Below are 19500 nucleotides of genomic sequence, written 5' to 3' on the forward strand. Positions count from 1 at the left end.
TATCTCCGAAAGGTTGGTCGTTCTACGCGGGTCGCCCCGCGTATCTGTGGCGATCAGCATAACAGCGAGGTGAAATAATCTTCCCAGCTTTGATGCGGGCGTCCGGTCGCGGCTTCATAATCGCCGGAGGCGTCAAAGGCGCCGCGGCGGATACCGTCGTAGATGCCGCCGATAATCGGGCCGATAAAATCGCCAAGCTCGGCGGTGCGGTCAGCGACATAGTCTTCGGCCGACATGCCGCGATAGGTAAGCGCGGTGCCATATGCGGCGTTCATATACTGCGTTAGTTCCGCCTGAGTGATCGGCGTGCCGTTCAAATCAAAGGTTTGACCGTTCAGCTCGTCCCGCGTCAGCAAAGCCGCATAGGCATGGGCCAATTCGGAACGGGTCGTGTAGCCGCATTTGCCGTCCCCCGCGCTGTTGGCGATCTCGCCCTTGGCGCGGTAGCTGTCGATATACTCAACGTCAGGCTCGATGTAGATGCCGTTGCGACCGATGGCCCAGTCCAGACCGCTGGCGCGGATGTCGGCCTCGGTCTGGCGGTTGCTCTGCACGACGGGTGAGAAGGCGGTCCCAACTTCGGGACCTTGAATGCTGGTGTAGACGATCTTGCGAATGCCGGCGGCCTTGGCCGCCTCGATCACGTTACGGTGCTGGCCGATACGGTCTTCGGGCGGGGCCATGCCTGAGACGAGCACAAGGGCATCAACGCCCGCAAGAGAACTCCGAAGCGCGTCCGGCTGATCATAATCGCCGGGGCGCACCTCGATCCCTAACTCGGTGGCATTGCCCGGCGTCCGAGCAAGGCCGATGACCGAGGCGTGATCTGTTCGTTCTATGAGTTTACGGACGATTTCTTGACCGAGTTGTCCTGAAACGGCGGTGACAGCATAGCGCATCGGGCTCTCCTTTGACTGGGATCTCGCTGGCAGGGCCTGACGGGCCCTGCCATGTTGCGGATATTAGCCGTGGTAGGCTTTGCTGACGGCAAAGCTGTCTTCGAACCAGTGCCACAGCACCACCTGACCATCGCGGACCTTGGCACGCAGGGCAAAGGTGAAGGGGCCAGTCTCTTTGCCGGATTTCGTGGTTATGCCGCTCATCTTTCCAAAGACGGCAACGGTGTCGCCTGCGGCAAAGGCATCTGTGTTGTCCCAAGCGGTTGTCTGAAAATTCTGGCCAAAGACGCCAAGAAAGTCGAAGACTGCCTCCTTGCCGCGTGCCTCACCGATCCACGGCAAGCTTTCGTCGCCCTCGTTGTGCCAGACCATATCGTCGGCCATCAGGGCCCGCATTTTCTCCATATCGCCCGCCCCCATAGCGCCCATGAAGGCCATTACGGTGTCAAAGCTCTCTTGTGTAACTGTGTCCATGTCTTTTGCTCCTGCGTGTTGTCCGAGAATGATGGCCAGAGATGCGCCGAGTGACGTTTTCAGAAGGGTTCTGCGTTTCATGTGTCGCTCCATATCGGGTGCCCCGAAGGAATGGGGCCTTGGTTAAGTTCAAGATTTCGGGTGCCACTCCGCGCGGTACCCGAAAAGTTCGGGCCAGCTCAGCTCTCAGGCGGCGTCGGTCCAAGTGAGCTTGGGGTCTTCGCGGAAGGCAAAACGCTCGAGGTGGCTGGTAATGACCTGCACGACCTTATCGAGCGCGGCCCGGTCATCGGCTGTCGCGCTCAGTGACAACTGGCCCTTTGTTGCGGCCAGTTCACATGCCCCGAAAGGCAGTTCGATATGGCCGTTTTGGTGCGTGTGGGTGACGGGCACCTTGTGGCCGAAATGTTTGCAGAGCGTGCCCAGATAACGTTCTGCGCTTTCGGTGTTGAGATGAGTGGTCGCTTTCATGGCGGTGTTCCTCGTGTTGCAAGGAACATCTATTCCCGGCGGATTGATCGGGGTATTCATGGAATCCAGAAGTGATAGTTCCGGCAGGCCGAACAATGATCGATCATCTAAAGCATATGGCCATCTTCGCCCGGGTGGTGGACGAAGGCTCGTTCCGGGCCGCGGCGAAAGCCCTTGGCGTCGCACCGTCGCGGGTGAGTGAAACCGTCTCCGAACTCGAAGATTTCCTTGGCGTGACACTGCTTTACCGCACAACCCGCAAGATCGCGCTCAGCAACGAAGGGCGGATGTTCTACGCCCGGGTGACCGACATGCTGCGGAGCGCCGAAAGCGGATTGAATGACCTCAACGCCCTGTCGTTGGAGCCTGTGGGCGCGCTTAGGGTGTCGATCCCTGCCTTTATGTCGTCATCGACCCTGTCGACGGCGATCGCTGAATTTTCCCGTCTTCATCCGCAAGTCGCTCTGTCGTTGGCTTTTTCGGATCAGAGGATGGACCTTATCAACGATGGTTTTGATGTGAATATCCGGGCGGGCTGGCTCGACGACAGTGCGATGATGTCGCGCAAGCTGGGTGAAAGCGCGCGCGCCTTGGTGGTTGGCAGCGACTATGCCGCAACGCGCCCGGCCCCCGAACATCCTTGCGATCTGGAAGACTGGGACTGGGTGCGCTACCGACATCGCTCAGACTATACCCGCCTTAGCGGCCCCGGTGGGGAAGAGGCGAAAGTTCTGGGCCAAGCCCGGCTGGAAGTGGACAGCGTGGATGCCCTCTACCATTTCGCCTGCAAGAACCTTGGCGCCACGGTTCTGCCCGAGCATCTCGCCGCCCGGGGGGAGGCGGAGCGCAAGCTGAGCCGCCTGTTCCCCGATTGGCGGCTGAAACCGTTGGGAATTTTTGCCGTCTGGCCAGACACCTCGCGTCGCGAGAACCTCACGCTTCTGTTCGTTCGGTTTTTGGCAAAAGAGCTCCATCAATAGGACGGTGCCTATCGGCCCATTTGGTCCCGCATGAAGGGGGCATCTGCCACGTCGCCATAGATTACCTCATGGTGCGGCCAAATGAGCCTTTCGCTGAACGAAGCACCGGTGCAGGTGGCTGAACGCCAGGCCGAGAGATACGATCTTTGCCCAGTCCTCGCTCCTTCATCGCAACCCTTTCTCAAGGTGGTCAAGCAATAGTCGGACCTTTGGCGAAAGATGCCGGTTCTGCGGATAGATCGCCCAGATGCCATCGTCCGGCGCGCGGTAGCTGTCCAGCACGGGTATCAACCGACCGGCCCGCAGTTCCGCCTCGACATAATAATCCGGCAGTTGGATGATCCCGAGGTTCTTCAGCGCCGCATCGACCAGCGATGCGCCGCTGTTGCAGCGGAGATTGCCTTTCACCCGGATGTGGCGGGTGGTTCCTTTTTCCTGAAACCGCCAATAGCCCAAAGTGCCTTGCAGACAGTTGTAGCCGTCAAGTTCGGACAGGGTGTGCGGGGTTCCGTGAGCGGAAAGGTATTCGGGTGCCGCGCAGGTGTAATGCCTGCGAGAGGCCAGTCGCTTTGCCATCATGGAGCTGTCTTCCAACTCTCCCAGCCGGATTGCCAGATCGTAGCTTTCCGCTACAAGATCGAGCAGCTGATTGGTCAGCCTGAGGTTGACCTCAAGATCAGGATAGCGCCGCACGAAGTCATTCACCAAAGGCGCGATGCGGTTCTCGCCATATGTCACCGGGGCTGTGAGATTGAGCCGTCCCTTGGGGCTTTGATGCAGATCGGTGATCGCGCGCTCGGCTTCGGCCAGCCCATCAAGCACCTGCCGGCAATGGTTGTAATACACCTGACCCGTCTCGGTGATCGTGACCTTGCGCGTGGTGCGGTAGAACAGCTTGGTGTCCAATCGCGCCTCAAGTGCGCCGACTTGGCGGCTGACCTGAGCCGTAGAAATACCCAAGCTGTTGGCAGCAGCTGTAAAGCTTTGGGCTTCAGCGACGGCCACAAATTCTGATACCCCCTCCCAACTCAGCATGATGTTCCTTTCAATCTTAATGGCGGAATAACTATTGCTAATAGGTAATGGTGTTTTACGAATATCTCTGATTATCGCCAGTGGGAAACAGTGTAAATGACTGTCCCTACACCTTCACCCGCCAAAATAGTCCTAACCGCGAAGCGAGACCCATGACCGATATCATCAAATGCAAAGCGGCCGTCGCCTGGGCCGTTAACGAACCTCTCTCGATCGAGGAAATCGACGTAATGCCGCCTAAGGCTGGCGAAGTGCGTATCAAAATTATCGCCTCGGGAGTTTGCCATACCGATGCTTTCACTTTGTCGGGCGAAGACCCCGAAGGCCTGTTCCCGGTCATTCTGGGCCATGAAGGGGGCGGGATTGTCGAATCCATCGGCGAGGGCGTCACCAGCGTGGCGGTGGGTGACCATGTCATCCCGCTCTACACGCCAGAATGTGGCGAGTGCAAATTCTGCAAATCCGGCAAGACCAACCTCTGCCAGAAGATCCGGGAAACCCAGGGGCGCGGTCTGATGCCCGACGGTACCAGCCGGTTCTACAAGGATGGTCAGCCCATTCTGCACTACATGGGCTGCTCGACCTTCTCGGAATACACAGTGCTGCCCGAGATATCGCTTGCCAAGGTCAACCCCGACGCGCCGCTGGAGGAGGTCTGCCTGCTGGGCTGCGGCGTCACTACCGGCATGGGCGCGGTCATGAACACCGCCAAGGTCGAGGAAGGCTCATCGGTTGCGATCTTCGGCATGGGCGGCATTGGCCTGTCCGCCGTGATCGGCGCGACCATGACCAAGGCCAGCCGGATCATCGTGATCGATATCAACGAAAGAAAATTCGATCTTGCCCGCAAGCTGGGCGCCACCGATTTCATCAACCCCAAAGATCACGACAAGCCCATTCAGGACGTGATTGTCGAGATGACCGACGGCGGCGTGGATTATTCGTTCGAGTGTATCGGCAACGTCAATGTTATGCGCTCGGCGTTGGAATGCTGCCACAAGGGCTGGGGCGAATCCGTAGTCATCGGGGTTGCCGGGGCGGGGCAGGAAATCTCTACCCGGCCGTTCCAGTTGGTCACGGGCCGCGTCTGGCGGGGGTCGGCCTTTGGCGGGGTCAAGGGACGCTCCGAGCTACCTGACTATGTCGAACGCTATATGAACGGCGAGTTCAAGCTGAATGATTTCATCACTCACACCATGGGGCTGGAAGAGATCAACGAGGCCTTCAAGCTCATGCATGAAGGAAAAAGCATCCGCTCGGTCATCCACTTCGGCGAATGATCGTCTCCCGGTCGCGCCGTCTGTAGGCGCGGCCGGGGTGATCTGGAAGCGTTGCCGGAAAGCCTAAAGTCAGACCCTTTCGCGCCGCTGTGCATCCCTGACCAGCGCTGCCATTCGGTAGAACCCATGCGCCATCTTGGTGAAAGGCGTGAGCAGGAAAAACGCCAGCACCGCGCCGAGATGTATGACCAAAAGACCCGGCATCCAGCCGGTGCCGCCTGCCGCATAGAGCAGCAGACCAGACAGGCCGACAAACCCCAGCAACCCTGTAAAGGCTATTTCGCCGCCAAAGGCATTAGTCGCGCCGAGTGATTTGTCAGACCGCAGCTTGAGCCAGACCATCTTGCCACAGCCCAACAGCAGCAGAACACCGCCGGAAAGGCCGAGGATCTTCGGGGCGGAAAACAGCCCGTAGGGGGCGGGCATATCGAGCAGGTAATGGATCAGCGTCGCCACGCTGGTCGAGGCAAAGCACAGAAGAAAGCCATACATGATTGCCTGATGCGCATAGCGGCGGGCATGGGTGAAGCGGTCTTCGTCTTCAAAGTTGCAGCCGTCGCCGTGGCCGCCCTTGAGGTTGCGCATGTTCGCGACAGAGGCGATGGCCCCGCGCAGATGCGACAGGCGCACCGGGGTGCCACCCACGGTTTGCCAGTAGCGGCGCAGCCCGATGGCGATACTGAACAGCGGGAATAGAAAAGCGGGCAGGAAGATCGCCACCATCGCATTGTGAGACAGCACCGCATAGAAACCTTCGCCTCCTGCGGAGGCCAGCGCACGGGCAGCCCAAAACAGCAGTGCAAAGCCCAAGACTGTGGCGAGCACGATGGCGAGGCCGTTTTTCTGGAAGGCTTTCCCGGCGGCACGTGGAAAGGCAAACTCTTCCCAACTGTCTTGGCGCACATCGGCCAAGGCTTGCGGCAGGTTCAGTTCAAACTCATGCGGGGCGGTGTATTGGCAGGCATAGTAGCAGCCCCGGCAATTGTGACAGAGGTTCGCCAGTTGCGTTAGATCCCCGTCCGAAAAAGCGCGTTCGGCCTGAAGGGCAGGGAAGACCGAGCAGTACCCCTCGCAATAGCGGCAAGCGTTGCAGATTTCGGCCTGACGGCGTGCCTCTTGGAGTAGATCAATTTGCATGGGCTGCGGCCTCCTTGCCTGCGATACGTCCGAAAACGGTGCCGATGGTCATGCCGAAACCGGCGAGATACCCTTGGCCCAGGATCGACCCGGCCATGGTTTCGCCCGCTGCCCAAAGGTTGCTGACCGGGCGGTCGTTGATGGAGCATTGCGCGTTTTCGTCCACTTTCAGGCCGAGGTAAGTGAAGGTGACGCCGGTCCTGAGGGAATAGCCGTAGAACGGCGGCTCGGTGATCGGCCGCGCCCAGTTTGTCTTGGGAGGGGTGAGGCCGGATGTCGCCACGCCATCAAGCTCGGTGGGGTGAAAGCTGCTTTGATCGCCGCAGGCTTCGTTGAAGTTGGCCACCGTCTGCTCTAGCGCCTCACCGGGCAGGCCCAACTTGTCGGCCAGTTCCGCCAGCGTGTCTGCCTTGATCGGCGGGAACACCGAGGGCATAAACAGGTTCAGCGATTTCGCGTCAATGATGACATAACCGACCTGATCGGGCTGGGCGGCCACCAGTCGGCCCCAAATGGCGTAGCGTTTCGGCCAAACATCCTCGCCCTCATCATAGAACCGCTGAGCGTCTTTGTTCACGACGATGGAGAAGGGCACGCAATCCAGCCGCGTCACGATCCCGCCGTCGAACTTTGGCGCGCGCCCGTCGATGGCGACGGCGTGGCACTGCGTCGGGTCGCCCACCTGTGCGATGCCTTGGTCCAGCAGGTCCGCCAATACCACGCCGCGGTTATAGGGCGTGCCGCGGATCAGGAAATTCTTCGCCGCTGGCCCCCATGCGCGTGCCAACCAGTCGGTGTCGGCCTGAAATCCGCCGGAGGCAACGACGACGGATTTGGGCGAGAGGCTCTTGGCCGCCCCCTCATGGGTATAATCCACCCGCGTCACCCGGTCGCCTTCCAGCTCCAGATGGGTGACGGCCGCTTCATAAAGCACATCTACGCCCAAACCCTCGGCGGTGCGGTAATAGGCGTTCACAAGGCTTTTGCCGCCGCCACGGAAAAACGCATTGGTGCGGGCCAGTGACAGGGTGCCCGACAGCGATGGCTGAAACCGCACACCATGTTCTTCCATCCACGGCAGGCATTCCTCCGAGGTGCGGATGGCAAGGCGTGCGAGACGTTCATCGGTCTTGCCACCCGTCACCTTCATCAGATCGGCGAGGTATTCGTCCTCGGTGTAGCTCTCGACCAATGGCCCCAGTGGCCCGTGGTGCATGCAGCGGAAGTTGCGGGTATGGCGCGAATTGCCTCCGCGGTAGGGTTTCGGCGCGGTCTCTAAGATCAAGACGCGGGCACTAGCCTCGGCTGCGGTGATCGCTGCGCAAAGGGCGGCATTGCCGCCGCCGATCACGACGATATCGTAAGCCTCGGTCACAGCAGGTCTCCGTCATAGGTCTCATCACGGGACGGCTGCGCGCGCAGGGCGCGAACGCGAACCCGTTGGGCCGCTTCGATATGCGCGCGCATCGCCGCTTCGGCGAGGGCAGCATCGCGGGCCTTTATCGCGTCGAGTATGCCAAAGTGCTCTTCCACCGCTTTTTCGGCGCGATCCGGATCGGTCAGCGTCGTTGGGCCGAGGATCATCAGCGTCTTTTGCAGCGTGTGGATCGAGCGGGTCAGAAAACGGTTCTTTGCGGCGTCCAGAAGGGCGGCGTGAAACTGGCGGTTGAGGGTAAAGGCTTCGGGCACATTGCCCAGGGTGGCAAGCTGCTGGTTCATGTCTTGCAACTCTTCAATCTCGATGTCCGAGGCAGCGCGGGCGGCGAGCCGTGCGGCGGTGCCCTCCAGCACGGCGCGCATCTCGTAGAGTTCCATCACCTCGGCGTAGTCCAGCGTGCGGATGCTCGCCCCTTGGCGCGGAATGTGTGCCACGACGCCGTCCGCCTCTAACTGTCGGATCGCCTCGCGCACGGGGGTGCGGGAAACGCCCAAGCGTTCGGCTAGTTCAGTTTCTCGCAGCCTGTCCCCGGGGTTCAGCCGTCCGGCGCGTAGCTCGTCCATCAGTTGAGCATAGGCAGAGTTGCCCTGCGGTGTGCGGTCTTCTTCGCTCATAAAGCGCCCCTACGATCACTATTGCATACAGTTGGATACAATCGTATGCAATATAGGTCAAGGCCGATAAAATACAGGAGTGGACCCCATGCGCATCGCCCAGCCAACCCAAAGCCGAGCGCTTACCCTGATCCTCGCCGGGGGTGGAACTTTGCTCTTCTGGTGGCTTGATCTGCCGCTGCCGTTTCTTTTCGGCCCTATGGCGGCTTGTCTCATCGCGGCATTGTCGAACGTACCGATCAAGGGTTTCGGACAGGTCTCGGTCGCGGCGCGCACGATCCTTGGGGTGGCGGTTGGGGCTTCGATCACGCCTGACCTTTTCCACCAACTCCCGCAAATGGCGATGTCGGTGGGGCTGGTCCCGGTCTTTATCGCGCTGATCGGGATTATCGGCGTCCCGTTCTTCCGCCATGTCTGGGGGTTCGACGGGCCGACAGCCTATTACGCTGCCATGCCGGGTGGCCTGCAAGACATGGTGATTTTTGGCACCGAAGCGGGGGGCGATCCGCGGGCGCTGTCGTTGATCCATGCCACGCGGGTGCTGATTATCGTCACCCTCGCGCCTGCCTTCTTGACGCTGGTTTACGGAGCAAGGCTGACCAATCCCATCGGCGCGCCGGTGACGGAACTGCCGGTGCGCGAGATGGCCCTGATGGCCGCCGCAGCCCTGATTGGCTGGAAAGGAGGAGAGAGGATCGGCCTTTTTGGCGCGTCCATCCTTGGCCCCATGATTGTGACCGCCGTTCTGTCACTGGCCGGCCTGATCCACAGCCGCCCGCCCGCCGAAGCCATCCTTGCCGCGCAGTTCTTTATCGGCTGCGGGATCGGCGTGCATTTTCTGGGCGTGACATGGGGCGAGCTGACGCGGGTGGTTCTGGCGGGCATCGCCTATGTACTGGTGCTCGCCGTCTTGGCCGCTGGGTTTACAGGTCTCGTTACCTGGGCTGGCTTGGGCAATCCGGTTGAGGCGTTCCTCGCCTTCGCGCCGGGCGGGCAGGCCGAGATGACGGTGCTGGCCATCGTGACCGGTGCAGACTTGGGTTTCGTCATCACGCACCACCTGACCCGCATCGTGCTGGTGATCGTGGGCGCGCCGCTGGTCGCGGGGCTTATGGCGCGTAGACGGAAGGGTTGATCATATGGTTCGGATCGCCCGCCGCATAGGCGTTCACCTGCTCAAAGATATCCGCGAATTGCTTGTCGAATTCGTCTTCGGTGACAAAGCCGATATGCGGGGTGGCGATCAGCTTGGGGTGCGAGAGCAGCGGGTCGTTGGGATCGGTCAGCGGCTCGGTATCAAAGACATCCACCGCCGCCGCGCCCAGATCCCCGGCGTCGAGCGCGTGCAGCAGCGCGCCTTCGGCAATCAGCCCGGCGCGAGAGGTGTTCACTAATACCGAACGCGGCGGCATCGCACCGAGGTCGTCGGCGGTGACACTGCCGCGCGTCTCAGATGTAAGCCGCAGATGCAGCGAAACCACGTCGCAGGACCCGAAGAACGCCGCGCGGCTTTCGGCGACGGTTTCGCCATCAGCTTCCGCCCGCGCGCGCCCGGCTTCGGAACTCCACCAGACAACCTCCATCCCGAAGGCGCGGGCATAGTCCGCCACCACACGTCCGATGCGCCCATAGCCATAAAGCCCCAGCCGCCGCCCGCGCAGGCTGCGTCCGACGCCCATCTGCCAGTTGCCTGCCTTCACGCTCGCCATCTGCTGCGGCAACTGCCGCATGGCTGCAAGGATCAGCGCAAAGGTCAGTTCCGCCGCCGCATGGTTGGCCCCATCCGCGCCTTTGTTGGAACACAGCAGCACGCCCTGATCGGTGCAGGCCGCGACGTCGACATGCGGATAGGCGCCGCGTTGCGAGATCAGGCGCAGGTTCGGCAGGCGCTCAAGCAGCCCGCGCGTCACCTTGGTCCGCTCGCGAAAGAGCACCACGCAGTCGGCATCCTGCAAACGGTCGGCCAAGATCGCCTCGTCAGGCTGATGATCCGTCCAGACGGTGACATCATGCCCCGCCAGCAGGTCAAAGCAAGGCAACCCGCGGAGGGTGTTGAACCAGTCGTCGAGGATATGAACCTTCATCCCTGCACCTATGCGGAAAGCGCGTTGATCGCTTTGCTGACCCGTTCGTGCAGGATCAGCAGATCGGGGTCGCGGTCTTTTTGCGTGTTGAGGCTGGCGATCAGCTCGGCACGCAGTTTTTCCAGATCACGGCGGGCGGTTTTGATTTTCTCGTAATTGGTCATCATTCGCTTCTCAATGGGACAACAAAACGGGGATTTTGATCTTTTCCAGCACCTCGGCGGTCACGCCACCAAGGAAATCTTCGCGAAACTTGGAGTGCTCATAGGCACCCAGCACCAGCAGCGAGGGATCGTGCCGCTCGCAATAGGACAGCAGAGTCTGTGACACCGGATGGGTTGTCGGAAAGTCCTCGTGCACCGCTTCGACACCGTGGCGATCGAGATGGGTCATCAAATCGGTGATCGGCCAGGATGTGCGTTTACCGACCGTCAGCACGCTGACCCGGCCATCGGCCTCAAGCAGGCGCAAGCTGTCCGACAGCGCCCGCGCGGCGGCGCGACCACCGTCCCATGCCAGCGCCGCGTGGCTGTGCTGCGCGCCTGCGTCATAGCCCGCGGGCACCACGATCACCGGACGCCCGGACTGCAAGGCGATGCGATCGGGGTGGTGTGTCACATGGGCGTCGTCACTCTCGGTCCGGGCACCGACGATCAGCATGTCATAGTACCGCGCGCCTTCGGAAAGCAGCATATCGACGCGGCCGGTCTCCTCGCGGAAATCCAGCGCGTCGCCCAGACCGAGGGCGGGGCGGAGTTCTTCGAACCGGCGGGTGACCTCGGCCAAGATTTCGCTGTTGGCAGCCTCCAACAGGGCGCGGGCCTCTTCGGGGATCCAGCGCGAGCGGCGGTCGATCACCTCATGCGCGGTATGCGCAAGGATCGCCGTGACATGCGCGCCCCGCCGTTTGGCGAGAGAAGCGGCATAGCGCAATGCGGCGACCGAGGCGTCGGAGCCGTTGAAGGCGACAAGCAGGTTCATTACGGGCATGTTAGCGACCCTCCCAAATGCGCGAGGGGACAAACACGTTGCCATCCGCCAGTTTACGCGCCGTCCGCAGCAGCCCTGCGGAGTTCAGCGCGAAGCCGTCCGACGTGTCATAATCCACCAGCACGGCAATCGTGCCCGACGCGTGTTCAAGTACCACGTCGGCGGGGCTTTGGGTGGGGCGGTCAAGCAGGCCATCTGCCACACTGCCGGGGGTGAGCGCACAGGAGGCAAGGCATTGCGCCCCTGTCACCGCCATGGATGGGTGCGTGTTCCACGGCATGAAATAGCGCGTCGCGATGGTGCCCCCGTCTCGGGCAGGGGCCAGCAAGCCGAACTTGGGCGTGACGGATTTTGTCACGTCTCCCATGCCCATGGCGGCCCCGGCCTGAAGGCGAATTGCCTCCATCCGCGCAAAGAAATCCTTGTTCGCGTCAAGCTCGGCCACGCTCTCGTACCCCGTCAGGCCAAAGTCCGCCGCGCGGGCGATGACCATCGGCATGGCAACATCCATGCAGGTGACTTCGATCCCGTCAAAGGTATCGCGGATCTTGCCCGTGGGCAAAAACGCCCCGGTCGAAGAGCCGACAACCCCCATGAAGTTCAGCGCCACGGCGGCACCGGCACCGGGCACGCCCGCGATCTCGGTGTCGCCGTCATAGGTGAGCACGCCGCCGGGGGTCAGCACTTTGGACAGCACCTTGGCCCCAGTGTTGACGGCGTGGATTTTGACATCCGTCACATCGCCACTGGGTTTAACAAGGCCCATTTCCACGGCCGCAGGACCAACACCCGACAGGATGTTTCCGCAGGTCGGTTTGAAATCGACCAACCGATCCTCGACCGAGACTTGGGCGAAGAAATAGTCCACATCGGCCCAACTGTCGTCTGAAGGCGATAGCATCGCGACCTTGGTGGTGACCGCCGCGCCGCCACCGATGCCGTCGATGTTGAGCGGATGGCCGGAGCCCACCACAGCGAGCAGCACTTCGGCGAGGGTTTCGCGGTCTTGGGGCAGATCCGCGCGGTTGAAGTATGGCCCCCGCGAGGTGCCGCCGCGCATGAAGAGATAGGGGATAGCAGTCTGTGTCATCTCAAAGCTCCTCAGTTCAGCGGCCAGGGCAGATCGACTGCGCCTTGCAGCAGACCCGGCGGGAAATCACGGTTGAGTGCCCCGGCCATGACGCACATCAGCGCGATGCCGCAGGCCGTCAGGATCAGGGTTTTCGGCCAATGCGCCTGTGCGCGGACCCGCAGGAAGCTGATCAAAAAGCCCAAGAGCGCGAGGATGAAGCCGACGAAATATGTGGCGACGATCAACCCCACGAACCACGCCAGCGTGCTCCAGAGGCCATAGGGCGCATCAGCGTCCTCGCCCGAGACTTCCTTGTCGGCGAAGATGGCATCGCTTTCGGGGCGCAGGATCATCTGCACCAGCAAGATCAACAGTGCAGCCAAGGCGATGCCCCCCACGACCAGCGGCACGATCTTGTCGGTCATGTTGTAATCAGGGATCAGCGAGGCATTGATCAGCGCGGCCACGACGTATCCCATGATGATCAGCAAAAAGACCAGCGGCGCGCGTTTGGAGCCGGACTGAACATCGCCTTCAGCCATGATCGACTTGGCCTGACGCAGACCCAGCACGACAGAGACCACGGTGACGATCAACAGCACGATCACAATGGGCGAGAAGACATAGTCCATCCCATCCTCAAAGGATTTGCGGAACCGGAACGACGCGATCTGAAACGCTTGGTTCGAGAATTTCTCGACCGGGTTCGACAGCACGAAGCCGATCAGGAAGGCCGGGCGCGACCAGTCGAAGCGGCGCAGGAAGATACCGATCAGGCCGATCACGAAAAGCGCGAGAATGTCTTCGAAGTTCTGCCCCGACTGGAACGCCGCGAAGGAGATCAGCATGAAAAGGAAAGGCGCAAGGTAGGTGAAGCGGATCGTGGTCAGCTTCGCGATGCCGCCCGAAGCCGCGATGCACAGTAGCGTGCCGACGACGTTGGCCAGTGCCAGCAGCCAGACAATCGAATAGGTGATGTCGAGGTTGTCGCGCAGCATCGAGGGGCCGACTTCGATCTCGCCAGACCCCAAGAGCGCGATGGCACCGATGAAGATCGCCATGGAGCCAGAACCGGGAATTCCGAATAGCAGGGTAGGGACCAAACCGCCGCCCTCTTTCGCGTTGTTCGAGCTTTCCGGCCCGATCACGCCGCGCACTTCGCCTTTGCCGAAGTTCGATTTGTCTTTCGTCGTTTGAACCGCGTGACCATAGGCGATCCAGTCAACGACTGACCCACCAAGGCCGGGAATGACGCCGACCACCACGCCGATCAGTGAGCAGCGGACCGACAGCCATTTGTTGGCCACCCAGTCACGCACGCCGTCGCCCCAGCCCGCGCCAAGCTTGGCTTCTTTGGAAATCGCCCGGTCTTGGCGCAGAAGCGATACGATCTCTGGCACGGCAAAGATGCCCAAGCCGACGATCACCAGTTTCAACCCGTCTGTTAGATAGGGGATGTCATAGGTCGCCATGCGCAGTGAGCCGCCCGCATCAGCCTCGCCGATGGTGCCGATAAGCAGACCGAGGCCCGCGGCCGCCAGACCTTTAAGCGCTACGCGACCCGCCAACACCGCCACCATCGACAGACCGAGGATCGAGATCATCAGCATCTCGGGCAGGCCGAAGGACAACACGATGGGACGCGCAACAACGATGAACAACGTCAGGAAAGCCGCGCCGACCAGCCCGCCGAAGAGCGATGAGGTGAAGGCCGCAGATAGCGCCCGCGCGGCTTGTCCTTTTTTGGCCATAGGAAACCCGTCAAGCACTGTGGCTTGGCTGGCCGAAGACCCGGGGATGCCCATTAGAACCGAAGCGAAAGTGTCAGAGGTTGGCACCACCGCGACCATGCCGATCATCAGCGCCAGACCCAGCACAGGGTCCATGCCGAACATGAAGGGCAAAAGCAGCGACAGCCCCGCGATCCCGCCGAGGCCGGGAAAGACCCCGACAGCGAGGCCCATGACCACGCCCAGCACCAGATATCCCAGAACCATAGGTTGCAGAATGAGAGCCCATGCCTGGCCAAGCGCAGGCAGAGCGGTTGCGAACAGATCCATCGCACCGACCTCGAAATGTTAGATTAAAGGGAGGGGGTGGCCCCGGGGCGCGCCCGGGGCCAAGAGGGTTTCGCTTACTTCAGCGAAACGCCATAGGCTTCTTGCAGCCAGTTGGTGACGAAGGCTTTCGCCTCCGCAGAGACGGTCGTGCCGCGCTCAGTCGCCTTTGCCGCGCCTTCGCCTACGAAGACGGGGTACTTACCGACACGTTTCTCGGCAATCTGGGCAAAGTCGTCGCGGTTGCGCACCGCGTCAAAGGCCGCCGTGTAGGTCTCGATCACGTCATCGGGCGTCCCTGCGGGCAGGAAGGCGATCTTTTGCACAGGGAAGCCTGCGATAAAGAAGGCTTTCCATGCGTCCCATGCTTCACCTTCGGTGGCGCAGCCTTCGGTGGCTTCGCAGACTTCCTTAAAGGTCAGGATGTCGGGGAAAGTGGGATCGCGGACGATGTTGCCATCGTCGTCAAGTGCGCCCCATGTCATCATCGGCACGGCTTGACCCTTTTCCACCAGATCAGCAGAGGCACCGAGGTAGCTTGACGAGGTTTGGTAGTCGATCGTGGCCTCGCCGCGCTCAAACATCAGACGGCCATCGCCACGGCCCTTGATGCCAAAGACCGGCTCAACATTCATGCCCAGCATCTCCCATGCCAGCAACGGCACGAGATCAAGGCGCGTGGCACCCTGCGAACCGTAGATGAAGTTGATGTCTTTAAGGTTATTGGCGGTGCCATCGAATTTCTCACCGTCCGCGGGGTTCAGATAGGCGACCCCGCCGGTGCCCGACGCCATGACAGGCTTCCAGTCGCTGTACTCATAGCGCACACGGGGATCGCCCAGCAGGTAGGGGAACTGGGTCGAGCCGGAGGTGCCGAAAAGAACCGTGCCCTCGTCATGCTCTTGCTCTTGGAACCAGTTGGCGCCTTTGGTTGAACCCGCGCCCGGCATGAATTTGACCACGACGGTGGGGTTGCCCGGAAGTTCTTCGGACAAGAGCGGCGCAAAGAAGTTGGCCCATTTGGCCGAGCCGCCGGTTTCCGAAAAGGGGATGACCCACTCGATGGTTTTCCCTGCAAAATCGACCTCGGCCAGCGCCGGGGCGGCAAGGCAAGCAGCAGATACAGCGGTTGCGGCGAAATACTTGATAGTCATTGGTGTCCTCCCGTAGACATTCTGTATCGGTCAGACTTTCACGCCTGCCGTAATTCGTATTTGTTTCAGGGAACGAATCCCTCCTCCAACATGGGCACACTGCCTTTCCAACCTTGCGCGAAACTTGCGCATCAGGATTAAGTTTTAATCATGCGCATTGCAGTCATCGAAGACAATGAGGCTCTGGCACAGGGAATTGCCCATCGCTTGCGCGATCGGGGCCATGCGGTGGACCTGCTGCATGACGGGGAAGATGCTGACATTTTCTTGCGACATGAGGGGGCTGACCTGATCGTGCTGGACTGTAACTTGCCCGGTTGTGACGGGCTGGAAGTTCTGAGCCGTCTGCGCCGCCGTGGCGATGGCACGCCAGTGATCCTGCTGACCGCGCGGGCCGAGACTTCAGAGCGAGTAGCAGGGCTGGATGCCGGAGCCGATGATTACCTGACCAAGCCCTTCGAGATGGACGAGCTCGAGGCGCGGCTTCGGGCCATGGCGCGGCGCAAGAACCTTGAGTTCGCCGCCCGCGACACGCTTGGCCCTTTGGTTTTCGACCGTACGAACCGTCAATTGTTGAAAGATGAAGCGCCACTGGCCTTCCCGCGCAAAGAACTGGCGACGCTGGAATGTCTACTGGAACGGCGCGGACGCATCGTGTCGAAATCCCAGTTGATCACGCATGTCTATGGCACCGGTGCCGCGCAGGAAGACAGCGCCATCGAGCCGCATGTGTCGCGTCTTCGCAAACGGTTGGAGCCTTTCGGCATCCGCATCAAAGCCGCCCGTGGGCTGGGCTATATGCTTGAAGTCGACAGCGCATGACCTCGATGTCGCTGCGCTCTCGGCTCTTCATGCTGATCCTGCCGCCGCTGCTGCTGCTTTCGATCGTTCTGGGGTTTTGGCGCTTTGAAGTGGCGCAGCGCACTTCTGAAACCCTGTTCGACCGCAGCCTGCTGGCCGCGGCCTTGGCAATCTCTCGCGATGTGGCAATCTCAGGCGGCGATGCGCTTTCTCCCAGCACGCGGGATTTCGTCTCGGACGCGGGGGGCGGTGAGCTTTTTTACCATGTTACCGGTCCTGGTGGCATCTACATTACCGGCTATGCCTATCCGCCCGTTTCCGGCGGCCGAACGGGCGAGGATCGGCTGGACTACACGATGGCGGAATATCGGGGCGAGCCTGTGCGGGTTTTGCGGATGCGAGAGAGCACGACCATCGGCAACCTCACGGGCGATACGATCGTCACCGTCTGGCAAAGGGACAGTGACCGAAATGCCTTTGCCGCCGCTCTGGCGCGCCGCGCGGCGGCGTTGATCGCCAGCCTGATGGCAGCACTTGCTTTGGTGGTCTGGTTCGGGGTGAAGATCGGCCTGCGCCCCTTGAACGATTTGCAAGATGCGATCCAACACCGATCCCCCGATGACCTGCGCGATATCCGCCGCCCGGTCCCGGCAGAAGTCTTTGGTATTGTCGCCACATTGAACCGGCTTTTCGGGCAGGTGCGCCAGAGCATTGAGGACCATCAGGTCTTTATCTCCAACGCCGCGCATCAGCTGCGCAACCCCGCCTCCGCACTGTTGTCATTGGCCGAGGTTTTGCCGGATGTCAGCGACCCGCAAGAGCGTCGCCTGCGCGAACGCGAGTTGATTGCCGCCGCACGTAAATCGGCGCGGCTCGCCAATCAGTTGTTGTCTCTCGAACGGTTGCGCTACGACGAGACGTCAACATTCGACGCGCTAGAACTCAACGCTGTCGCTGCCGAAGTCTGCAGTGACTTTGCCCCGACGGTCCTGTCGCGGGATATAGGCTTTGGCTTCGAGCCATATCCTGCCCCTTTGCCCGTGAATGGCGACAGCGTGCTGCTGGGTGAGGCGATCACAAATCTACTCGAAAACGCGCTGTCCCATGGGGGCCCAGGCCTCTCAGCGATCCGCGTGAGCACCGTGGCCGAGGCGGGGTATGCGGTGCTGACCGTACAAGATGACGGCATCGGCATCCCCAAAGACAGCACGCAGGCCGCGTTTCAACGGTTCGGTCAATTGAGCGAAGGGGAGGGCAGCGGGCTTGGGCTTGCCATTGTTCAGGATGTCCTGCGCCGACACGGTGGTGACGTCGAGCTGTTGCCGCAGGAGCGGGGGGTGGTCGTGAGATTGAAAGTTCCGTTGGTGTCGCCGGTCGCAAAGCCCTGACACAAACCGCGCGCTGCTTACTACTCTAATTGGTGTACCCAGTTACATAGGTAAATGCATCGATCCTGTAGACCGCGTCGTGGTTTGGTGCAGACTTTCCGTTCTAAATCAAATTCGCTTGCTTGCAGGTATTTAGCTTTATGCAATTCGGTTTGTGGTCTGCAAGCGGCGCATAGGGAGCGGCAAGGCGACAGAGTTCCGATGGTGCGACAAAGCACGAATGGCCGTTTTGGGCATATTGCGGACCTTCGCTGCAGGTGCGAAGCATGGGGAAGACAATGGTGAAAGCGGACGTATCACGAGCGGCTAAGACTTCATTGTCTTTCTAAAAAGCTGACCTGCCGAAAGTCGACAGTTCCACGTGCCGGTTTGTTCGATTTCAGAAAAGCAGGCGGATGCGCGATACAGGAGCTTGCTATTTTCTTTGCCAGTGGACCGCGATCGCTTGAACGTGGGACTAGAGCCATCTTTCAAACGACCGCGGCACTGCGATTACTTCCCGGTGAAAGTATATTTGCCTTCTGCCCGCACATACAGCATGCAATCATCTTCGATCTGGCAAGACAGATCATATGATCCGCCTGTTTCAGAGCCGAAATAGCTGCCGGGAACCAGATCGCTTTCTATGGAGCCTTCCGGGACGGTTAGGTCCGTTTTGCCGGAGATTGTGACAGCGCGGAGCAATCCAGCATTGCTTTCGAGCGTGCCGGAAGTTCCTGCCGGAATTTTCAGGAATGTTGCATTGGTTGCGCTGGTCTCTCCCCAAAGGTAGGCGAGCTGCGGGGCGGCGGTGTTGTCCTTGGCGGCAGGCTGATCGATCCCTGTCACATCATCCGTGCTTAGCCAGACAACGTTGCTTGAATCCAAATTCACTGGAAGTTCGTGGTTATCAAAAGCCTCTTCGGTCGGCCGGACCAGATATGGCCCTTCGAGGATCTCCAAAAAGATCGTTGCGCCGCCCTCTGCCGCCGCAGATGTGATGTGAGGCTCACCCGCCGGCTGTGACCAAAAAGAGCCCGGCCCCATCCACATGTTTGCAGCATCGGGATCATCATTGTGGACTGCACCTTCGATAACGATGCCCCGATAGGTAATGTTGTGAATATGGGGCGGCGAAGAAAAGTTCTCTCCGAATTTGATAATGGCACCGGTGGGCACGTCTTTGGCGATATCCCCCCAAATTCTTCCGTTGGTACGGACCACCTGTCCTTGGCCGAGATTCGCGGCGTCGGGGTGCTGCCATGCGGAATTTGTCCGTGTTGACCATACAGCCACAGAACAAAGTTATAGCGTTCGCCTTCAGTGATCGGCTCGGACGCGTGGGGGACGCTGCCGTGGTGGATCAGGGCAGTGCCAGGTTCAAAGGTCAGTTTTTCAACGCGGCGTGAAACCGGATCGATGAAGCTGACGGCCGAACCGGAGTACCCTTCGCCGGGCAGGTTCAGGTTGATGTTCAGTGTCACCGCAGAGGCATCAGAATGGGGGCGCAAGGATGTGTCTTTGCTGGCCTGCCACCGGATAGAGAACCCGAATGTTTGTGTGTCGTAACCCACGACGTCAGGGAACAGCAGACGAGACACGGGCCGCATGTAGGCGTCCATCATCTCGCGGTAGAAGCCCTGAAAC

At 60.5% G+C, this 19500-nt stretch carries 19 protein-coding genes; 5 read left to right on the top strand and 14 right to left on the bottom strand.

The window, feature by feature from the left end; translation table 11 throughout:
* Positions 1–53: 53 nt before the first annotated feature.
* The 3 genes from C1J04_RS04640 to C1J04_RS04650 form a co-directional block, all read right to left on the bottom strand.
* Positions 54–899, bottom strand: a complete 846-nt coding sequence (locus tag C1J04_RS04640) for an SDR family oxidoreductase (protein WP_037954183.1) — start codon at positions 897–899, stop codon at positions 54–56.
* A 63-nt stretch (positions 900–962) separates the two neighbouring features.
* Entirely contained in the window at positions 963–1373 is a 411-nt protein-coding gene (locus tag C1J04_RS04645) for a nuclear transport factor 2 family protein (RefSeq protein ID WP_235208608.1), read from the bottom strand.
* A gap of 186 nt (positions 1374–1559) precedes the next feature.
* Positions 1560–1844: a DUF2218 domain-containing protein gene (locus C1J04_RS04650; protein ID WP_009826165.1), complete on the bottom strand. Its 285-nt coding sequence runs from the start codon at positions 1842–1844 to the stop codon at positions 1560–1562.
* 116 nt (positions 1845–1960) lie between these two features.
* Between C1J04_RS04650 and C1J04_RS04655 the strand changes: the two genes are divergently transcribed.
* Positions 1961–2824 (top strand): LysR family transcriptional regulator, encoded by an 864-nt coding sequence (locus C1J04_RS04655; protein ID WP_254655143.1) that lies wholly within the window; start codon positions 1961–1963, stop codon positions 2822–2824.
* 165 nt (positions 2825–2989) lie between these two features.
* On the opposite strand, the gene C1J04_RS04660 is transcribed toward C1J04_RS04655, so the two are convergent.
* Entirely contained in the window at positions 2990–3859 is an 870-nt protein-coding gene (locus C1J04_RS04660) for a LysR substrate-binding domain-containing protein (protein WP_009826167.1), read from the bottom strand.
* A 164-nt stretch (positions 3860–4023) separates the two neighbouring features.
* Here C1J04_RS04660 and C1J04_RS04665 point away from each other — a divergent pair, with 164 nt between their 5' ends.
* Entirely contained in the window at positions 4024–5139 is a 1116-nt protein-coding gene (locus tag C1J04_RS04665; protein ID WP_174226621.1) for an S-(hydroxymethyl)glutathione dehydrogenase/class III alcohol dehydrogenase, read from the top strand.
* A 69-nt stretch (positions 5140–5208) separates the two neighbouring features.
* On the opposite strand, the gene tcuB is transcribed toward C1J04_RS04665, so the two are convergent.
* From tcuB to C1J04_RS04680, 3 genes are read right to left on the bottom strand one after another with little or no spacing between them, the layout of a single operon-like run.
* The gene (gene tcuB / locus C1J04_RS04670; RefSeq protein WP_114865254.1) at positions 5209–6276 is read right to left on the bottom strand and encodes a tricarballylate utilization 4Fe-4S protein TcuB; all 1068 of its coding nucleotides are present in this window, start codon (positions 6274–6276) and stop codon (positions 5209–5211) included.
* Positions 6266–7651 carry an FAD-dependent tricarballylate dehydrogenase TcuA gene (gene tcuA / locus C1J04_RS04675; RefSeq protein WP_009826170.1) on the bottom strand — a complete coding sequence of 462 codons (1386 nt, stop codon included), beginning with the start codon at positions 7649–7651 and terminating at the stop codon, positions 6266–6268. The genes tcuB and tcuA overlap by 11 nt, the downstream gene beginning before the upstream one ends.
* Positions 7648–8328, bottom strand: a complete 681-nt coding sequence (locus C1J04_RS04680) for a GntR family transcriptional regulator (protein WP_009826171.1) — start codon at positions 8326–8328, stop codon at positions 7648–7650. Before C1J04_RS04680 ends, tcuA begins: the two co-directional genes overlap by 4 nt.
* An 88-nt stretch (positions 8329–8416) precedes the next feature.
* Between C1J04_RS04680 and C1J04_RS04685 the strand changes: the two genes are divergently transcribed.
* Positions 8417–9463 (top strand): AbrB family transcriptional regulator, encoded by a 1047-nt coding sequence (locus tag C1J04_RS04685; protein WP_009826172.1) that lies wholly within the window; start codon positions 8417–8419, stop codon positions 9461–9463.
* Here C1J04_RS04685 and C1J04_RS04690 read toward each other — a convergent pair.
* The 6 genes from C1J04_RS04690 to C1J04_RS04710 form a co-directional block, all read right to left on the bottom strand.
* Positions 9438–10412 carry a D-2-hydroxyacid dehydrogenase family protein gene (locus tag C1J04_RS04690; RefSeq protein WP_009826173.1) on the bottom strand — a complete coding sequence of 325 codons (975 nt, stop codon included), beginning with the start codon at positions 10410–10412 and terminating at the stop codon, positions 9438–9440. The two genes, C1J04_RS04685 and C1J04_RS04690, sit on opposite strands and share 26 nt — an antisense overlap.
* An 8-nt stretch (positions 10413–10420) precedes the next feature.
* Entirely contained in the window at positions 10421–10579 is a 159-nt protein-coding gene (locus C1J04_RS19280; RefSeq protein ID WP_009826174.1) for a hypothetical protein, read from the bottom strand.
* A 7-nt stretch (positions 10580–10586) separates the two neighbouring features.
* Complete coding sequence (locus C1J04_RS04695; RefSeq protein ID WP_037954185.1) at positions 10587–11402, bottom strand: universal stress protein; 816 nt, start codon at positions 11400–11402, stop codon at positions 10587–10589.
* A gap of 1 nt (position 11403) precedes the next feature.
* Positions 11404–12492 carry a 4-oxalomesaconate tautomerase gene (locus C1J04_RS04700; protein ID WP_009826176.1) on the bottom strand — a complete coding sequence of 363 codons (1089 nt, stop codon included), beginning with the start codon at positions 12490–12492 and terminating at the stop codon, positions 11404–11406.
* Between the two features lie 11 nt (positions 12493–12503).
* Complete coding sequence (locus C1J04_RS04705; RefSeq protein WP_009826177.1) at positions 12504–14534, bottom strand: tripartite tricarboxylate transporter permease; 2031 nt, start codon at positions 14532–14534, stop codon at positions 12504–12506.
* A 74-nt stretch (positions 14535–14608) separates the two neighbouring features.
* Complete coding sequence (locus tag C1J04_RS04710; RefSeq protein ID WP_009826178.1) at positions 14609–15685, bottom strand: tricarboxylate transporter; 1077 nt, start codon at positions 15683–15685, stop codon at positions 14609–14611.
* Between the two features lie 150 nt (positions 15686–15835).
* Here C1J04_RS04710 and C1J04_RS04715 point away from each other — a divergent pair, with 150 nt between their 5' ends.
* Both C1J04_RS04715 and C1J04_RS04720 read left to right on the top strand, forming a co-directional pair.
* Positions 15836–16507: a response regulator transcription factor gene (locus C1J04_RS04715; RefSeq protein ID WP_009826179.1), complete on the top strand. Its 672-nt coding sequence runs from the start codon at positions 15836–15838 to the stop codon at positions 16505–16507.
* The gene (locus C1J04_RS04720) at positions 16504–17874 is read left to right on the top strand and encodes a sensor histidine kinase (protein WP_009826180.1); all 1371 of its coding nucleotides are present in this window, start codon (positions 16504–16506) and stop codon (positions 17872–17874) included. The genes C1J04_RS04715 and C1J04_RS04720 overlap by 4 nt, the downstream gene beginning before the upstream one ends.
* Before the next feature lie 492 nt (positions 17875–18366).
* On the opposite strand, the gene C1J04_RS04725 is transcribed toward C1J04_RS04720, so the two are convergent.
* Positions 18367–19149 carry a DUF4437 domain-containing protein gene (locus C1J04_RS04725; protein ID WP_368074097.1) on the bottom strand — a complete coding sequence of 261 codons (783 nt, stop codon included), beginning with the start codon at positions 19147–19149 and terminating at the stop codon, positions 18367–18369.
* Between the last annotated feature and the right edge of the window lie 351 nt (positions 19150–19500).

This window comes from Sulfitobacter sp. SK025, assembly GCF_003352105.1.
GTDB lineage: Bacteria > Pseudomonadota > Alphaproteobacteria > Rhodobacterales > Rhodobacteraceae > Sulfitobacter > Sulfitobacter pontiacus.

Excerpts from the sequence above, each read along its gene's own strand:
- C1J04_RS04640 (WP_037954183.1), bottom strand. The coding sequence starts at position 899 with ATGCGCTATGCTGTCACCGCCGTTTCAGGACAACTCGGTCAAGAAATC.
- C1J04_RS04645 (WP_235208608.1), bottom strand. The coding sequence starts at position 1,373 with ATGGACACAGTTACACAAGAGAGCTTTGACACCGTAATGGCCTTCATG.
- C1J04_RS04650 (WP_009826165.1), bottom strand. The coding sequence starts at position 1,844 with ATGAAAGCGACCACTCATCTCAACACCGAAAGCGCAGAACGTTATCTG.
- C1J04_RS04655 (WP_254655143.1), top strand. The coding sequence starts at position 1,961 with ATGGCCATCTTCGCCCGGGTGGTGGACGAAGGCTCGTTCCGGGCCGCG.
- C1J04_RS04660 (WP_009826167.1), bottom strand. The coding sequence starts at position 3,859 with ATGCTGAGTTGGGAGGGGGTATCAGAATTTGTGGCCGTCGCTGAAGCC.
- tcuB (WP_114865254.1), bottom strand. The coding sequence starts at position 6,276 with ATGCAAATTGATCTACTCCAAGAGGCACGCCGTCAGGCCGAAATCTGC.
- C1J04_RS04680 (WP_009826171.1), bottom strand. The coding sequence starts at position 8,328 with ATGAGCGAAGAAGACCGCACACCGCAGGGCAACTCTGCCTATGCTCAA.
- C1J04_RS04685 (WP_009826172.1), top strand. The coding sequence starts at position 8,417 with ATGCGCATCGCCCAGCCAACCCAAAGCCGAGCGCTTACCCTGATCCTC.
- C1J04_RS04690 (WP_009826173.1), bottom strand. The coding sequence starts at position 10,412 with ATGAAGGTTCATATCCTCGACGACTGGTTCAACACCCTCCGCGGGTTG.
- C1J04_RS19280 (WP_009826174.1), bottom strand. The coding sequence starts at position 10,579 with ATGATGACCAATTACGAGAAAATCAAAACCGCCCGCCGTGATCTGGAA.
- C1J04_RS04695 (WP_037954185.1), bottom strand. The coding sequence starts at position 11,402 with ATGCCCGTAATGAACCTGCTTGTCGCCTTCAACGGCTCCGACGCCTCG.
- C1J04_RS04700 (WP_009826176.1), bottom strand. The coding sequence starts at position 12,492 with ATGACACAGACTGCTATCCCCTATCTCTTCATGCGCGGCGGCACCTCG.
- C1J04_RS04705 (WP_009826177.1), bottom strand. The coding sequence starts at position 14,534 with ATGGATCTGTTCGCAACCGCTCTGCCTGCGCTTGGCCAGGCATGGGCT.
- C1J04_RS04710 (WP_009826178.1), bottom strand. The coding sequence starts at position 15,685 with ATGACTATCAAGTATTTCGCCGCAACCGCTGTATCTGCTGCTTGCCTT.
- C1J04_RS04715 (WP_009826179.1), top strand. The coding sequence starts at position 15,836 with ATGCGCATTGCAGTCATCGAAGACAATGAGGCTCTGGCACAGGGAATT.
- C1J04_RS04720 (WP_009826180.1), top strand. The coding sequence starts at position 16,504 with ATGACCTCGATGTCGCTGCGCTCTCGGCTCTTCATGCTGATCCTGCCG.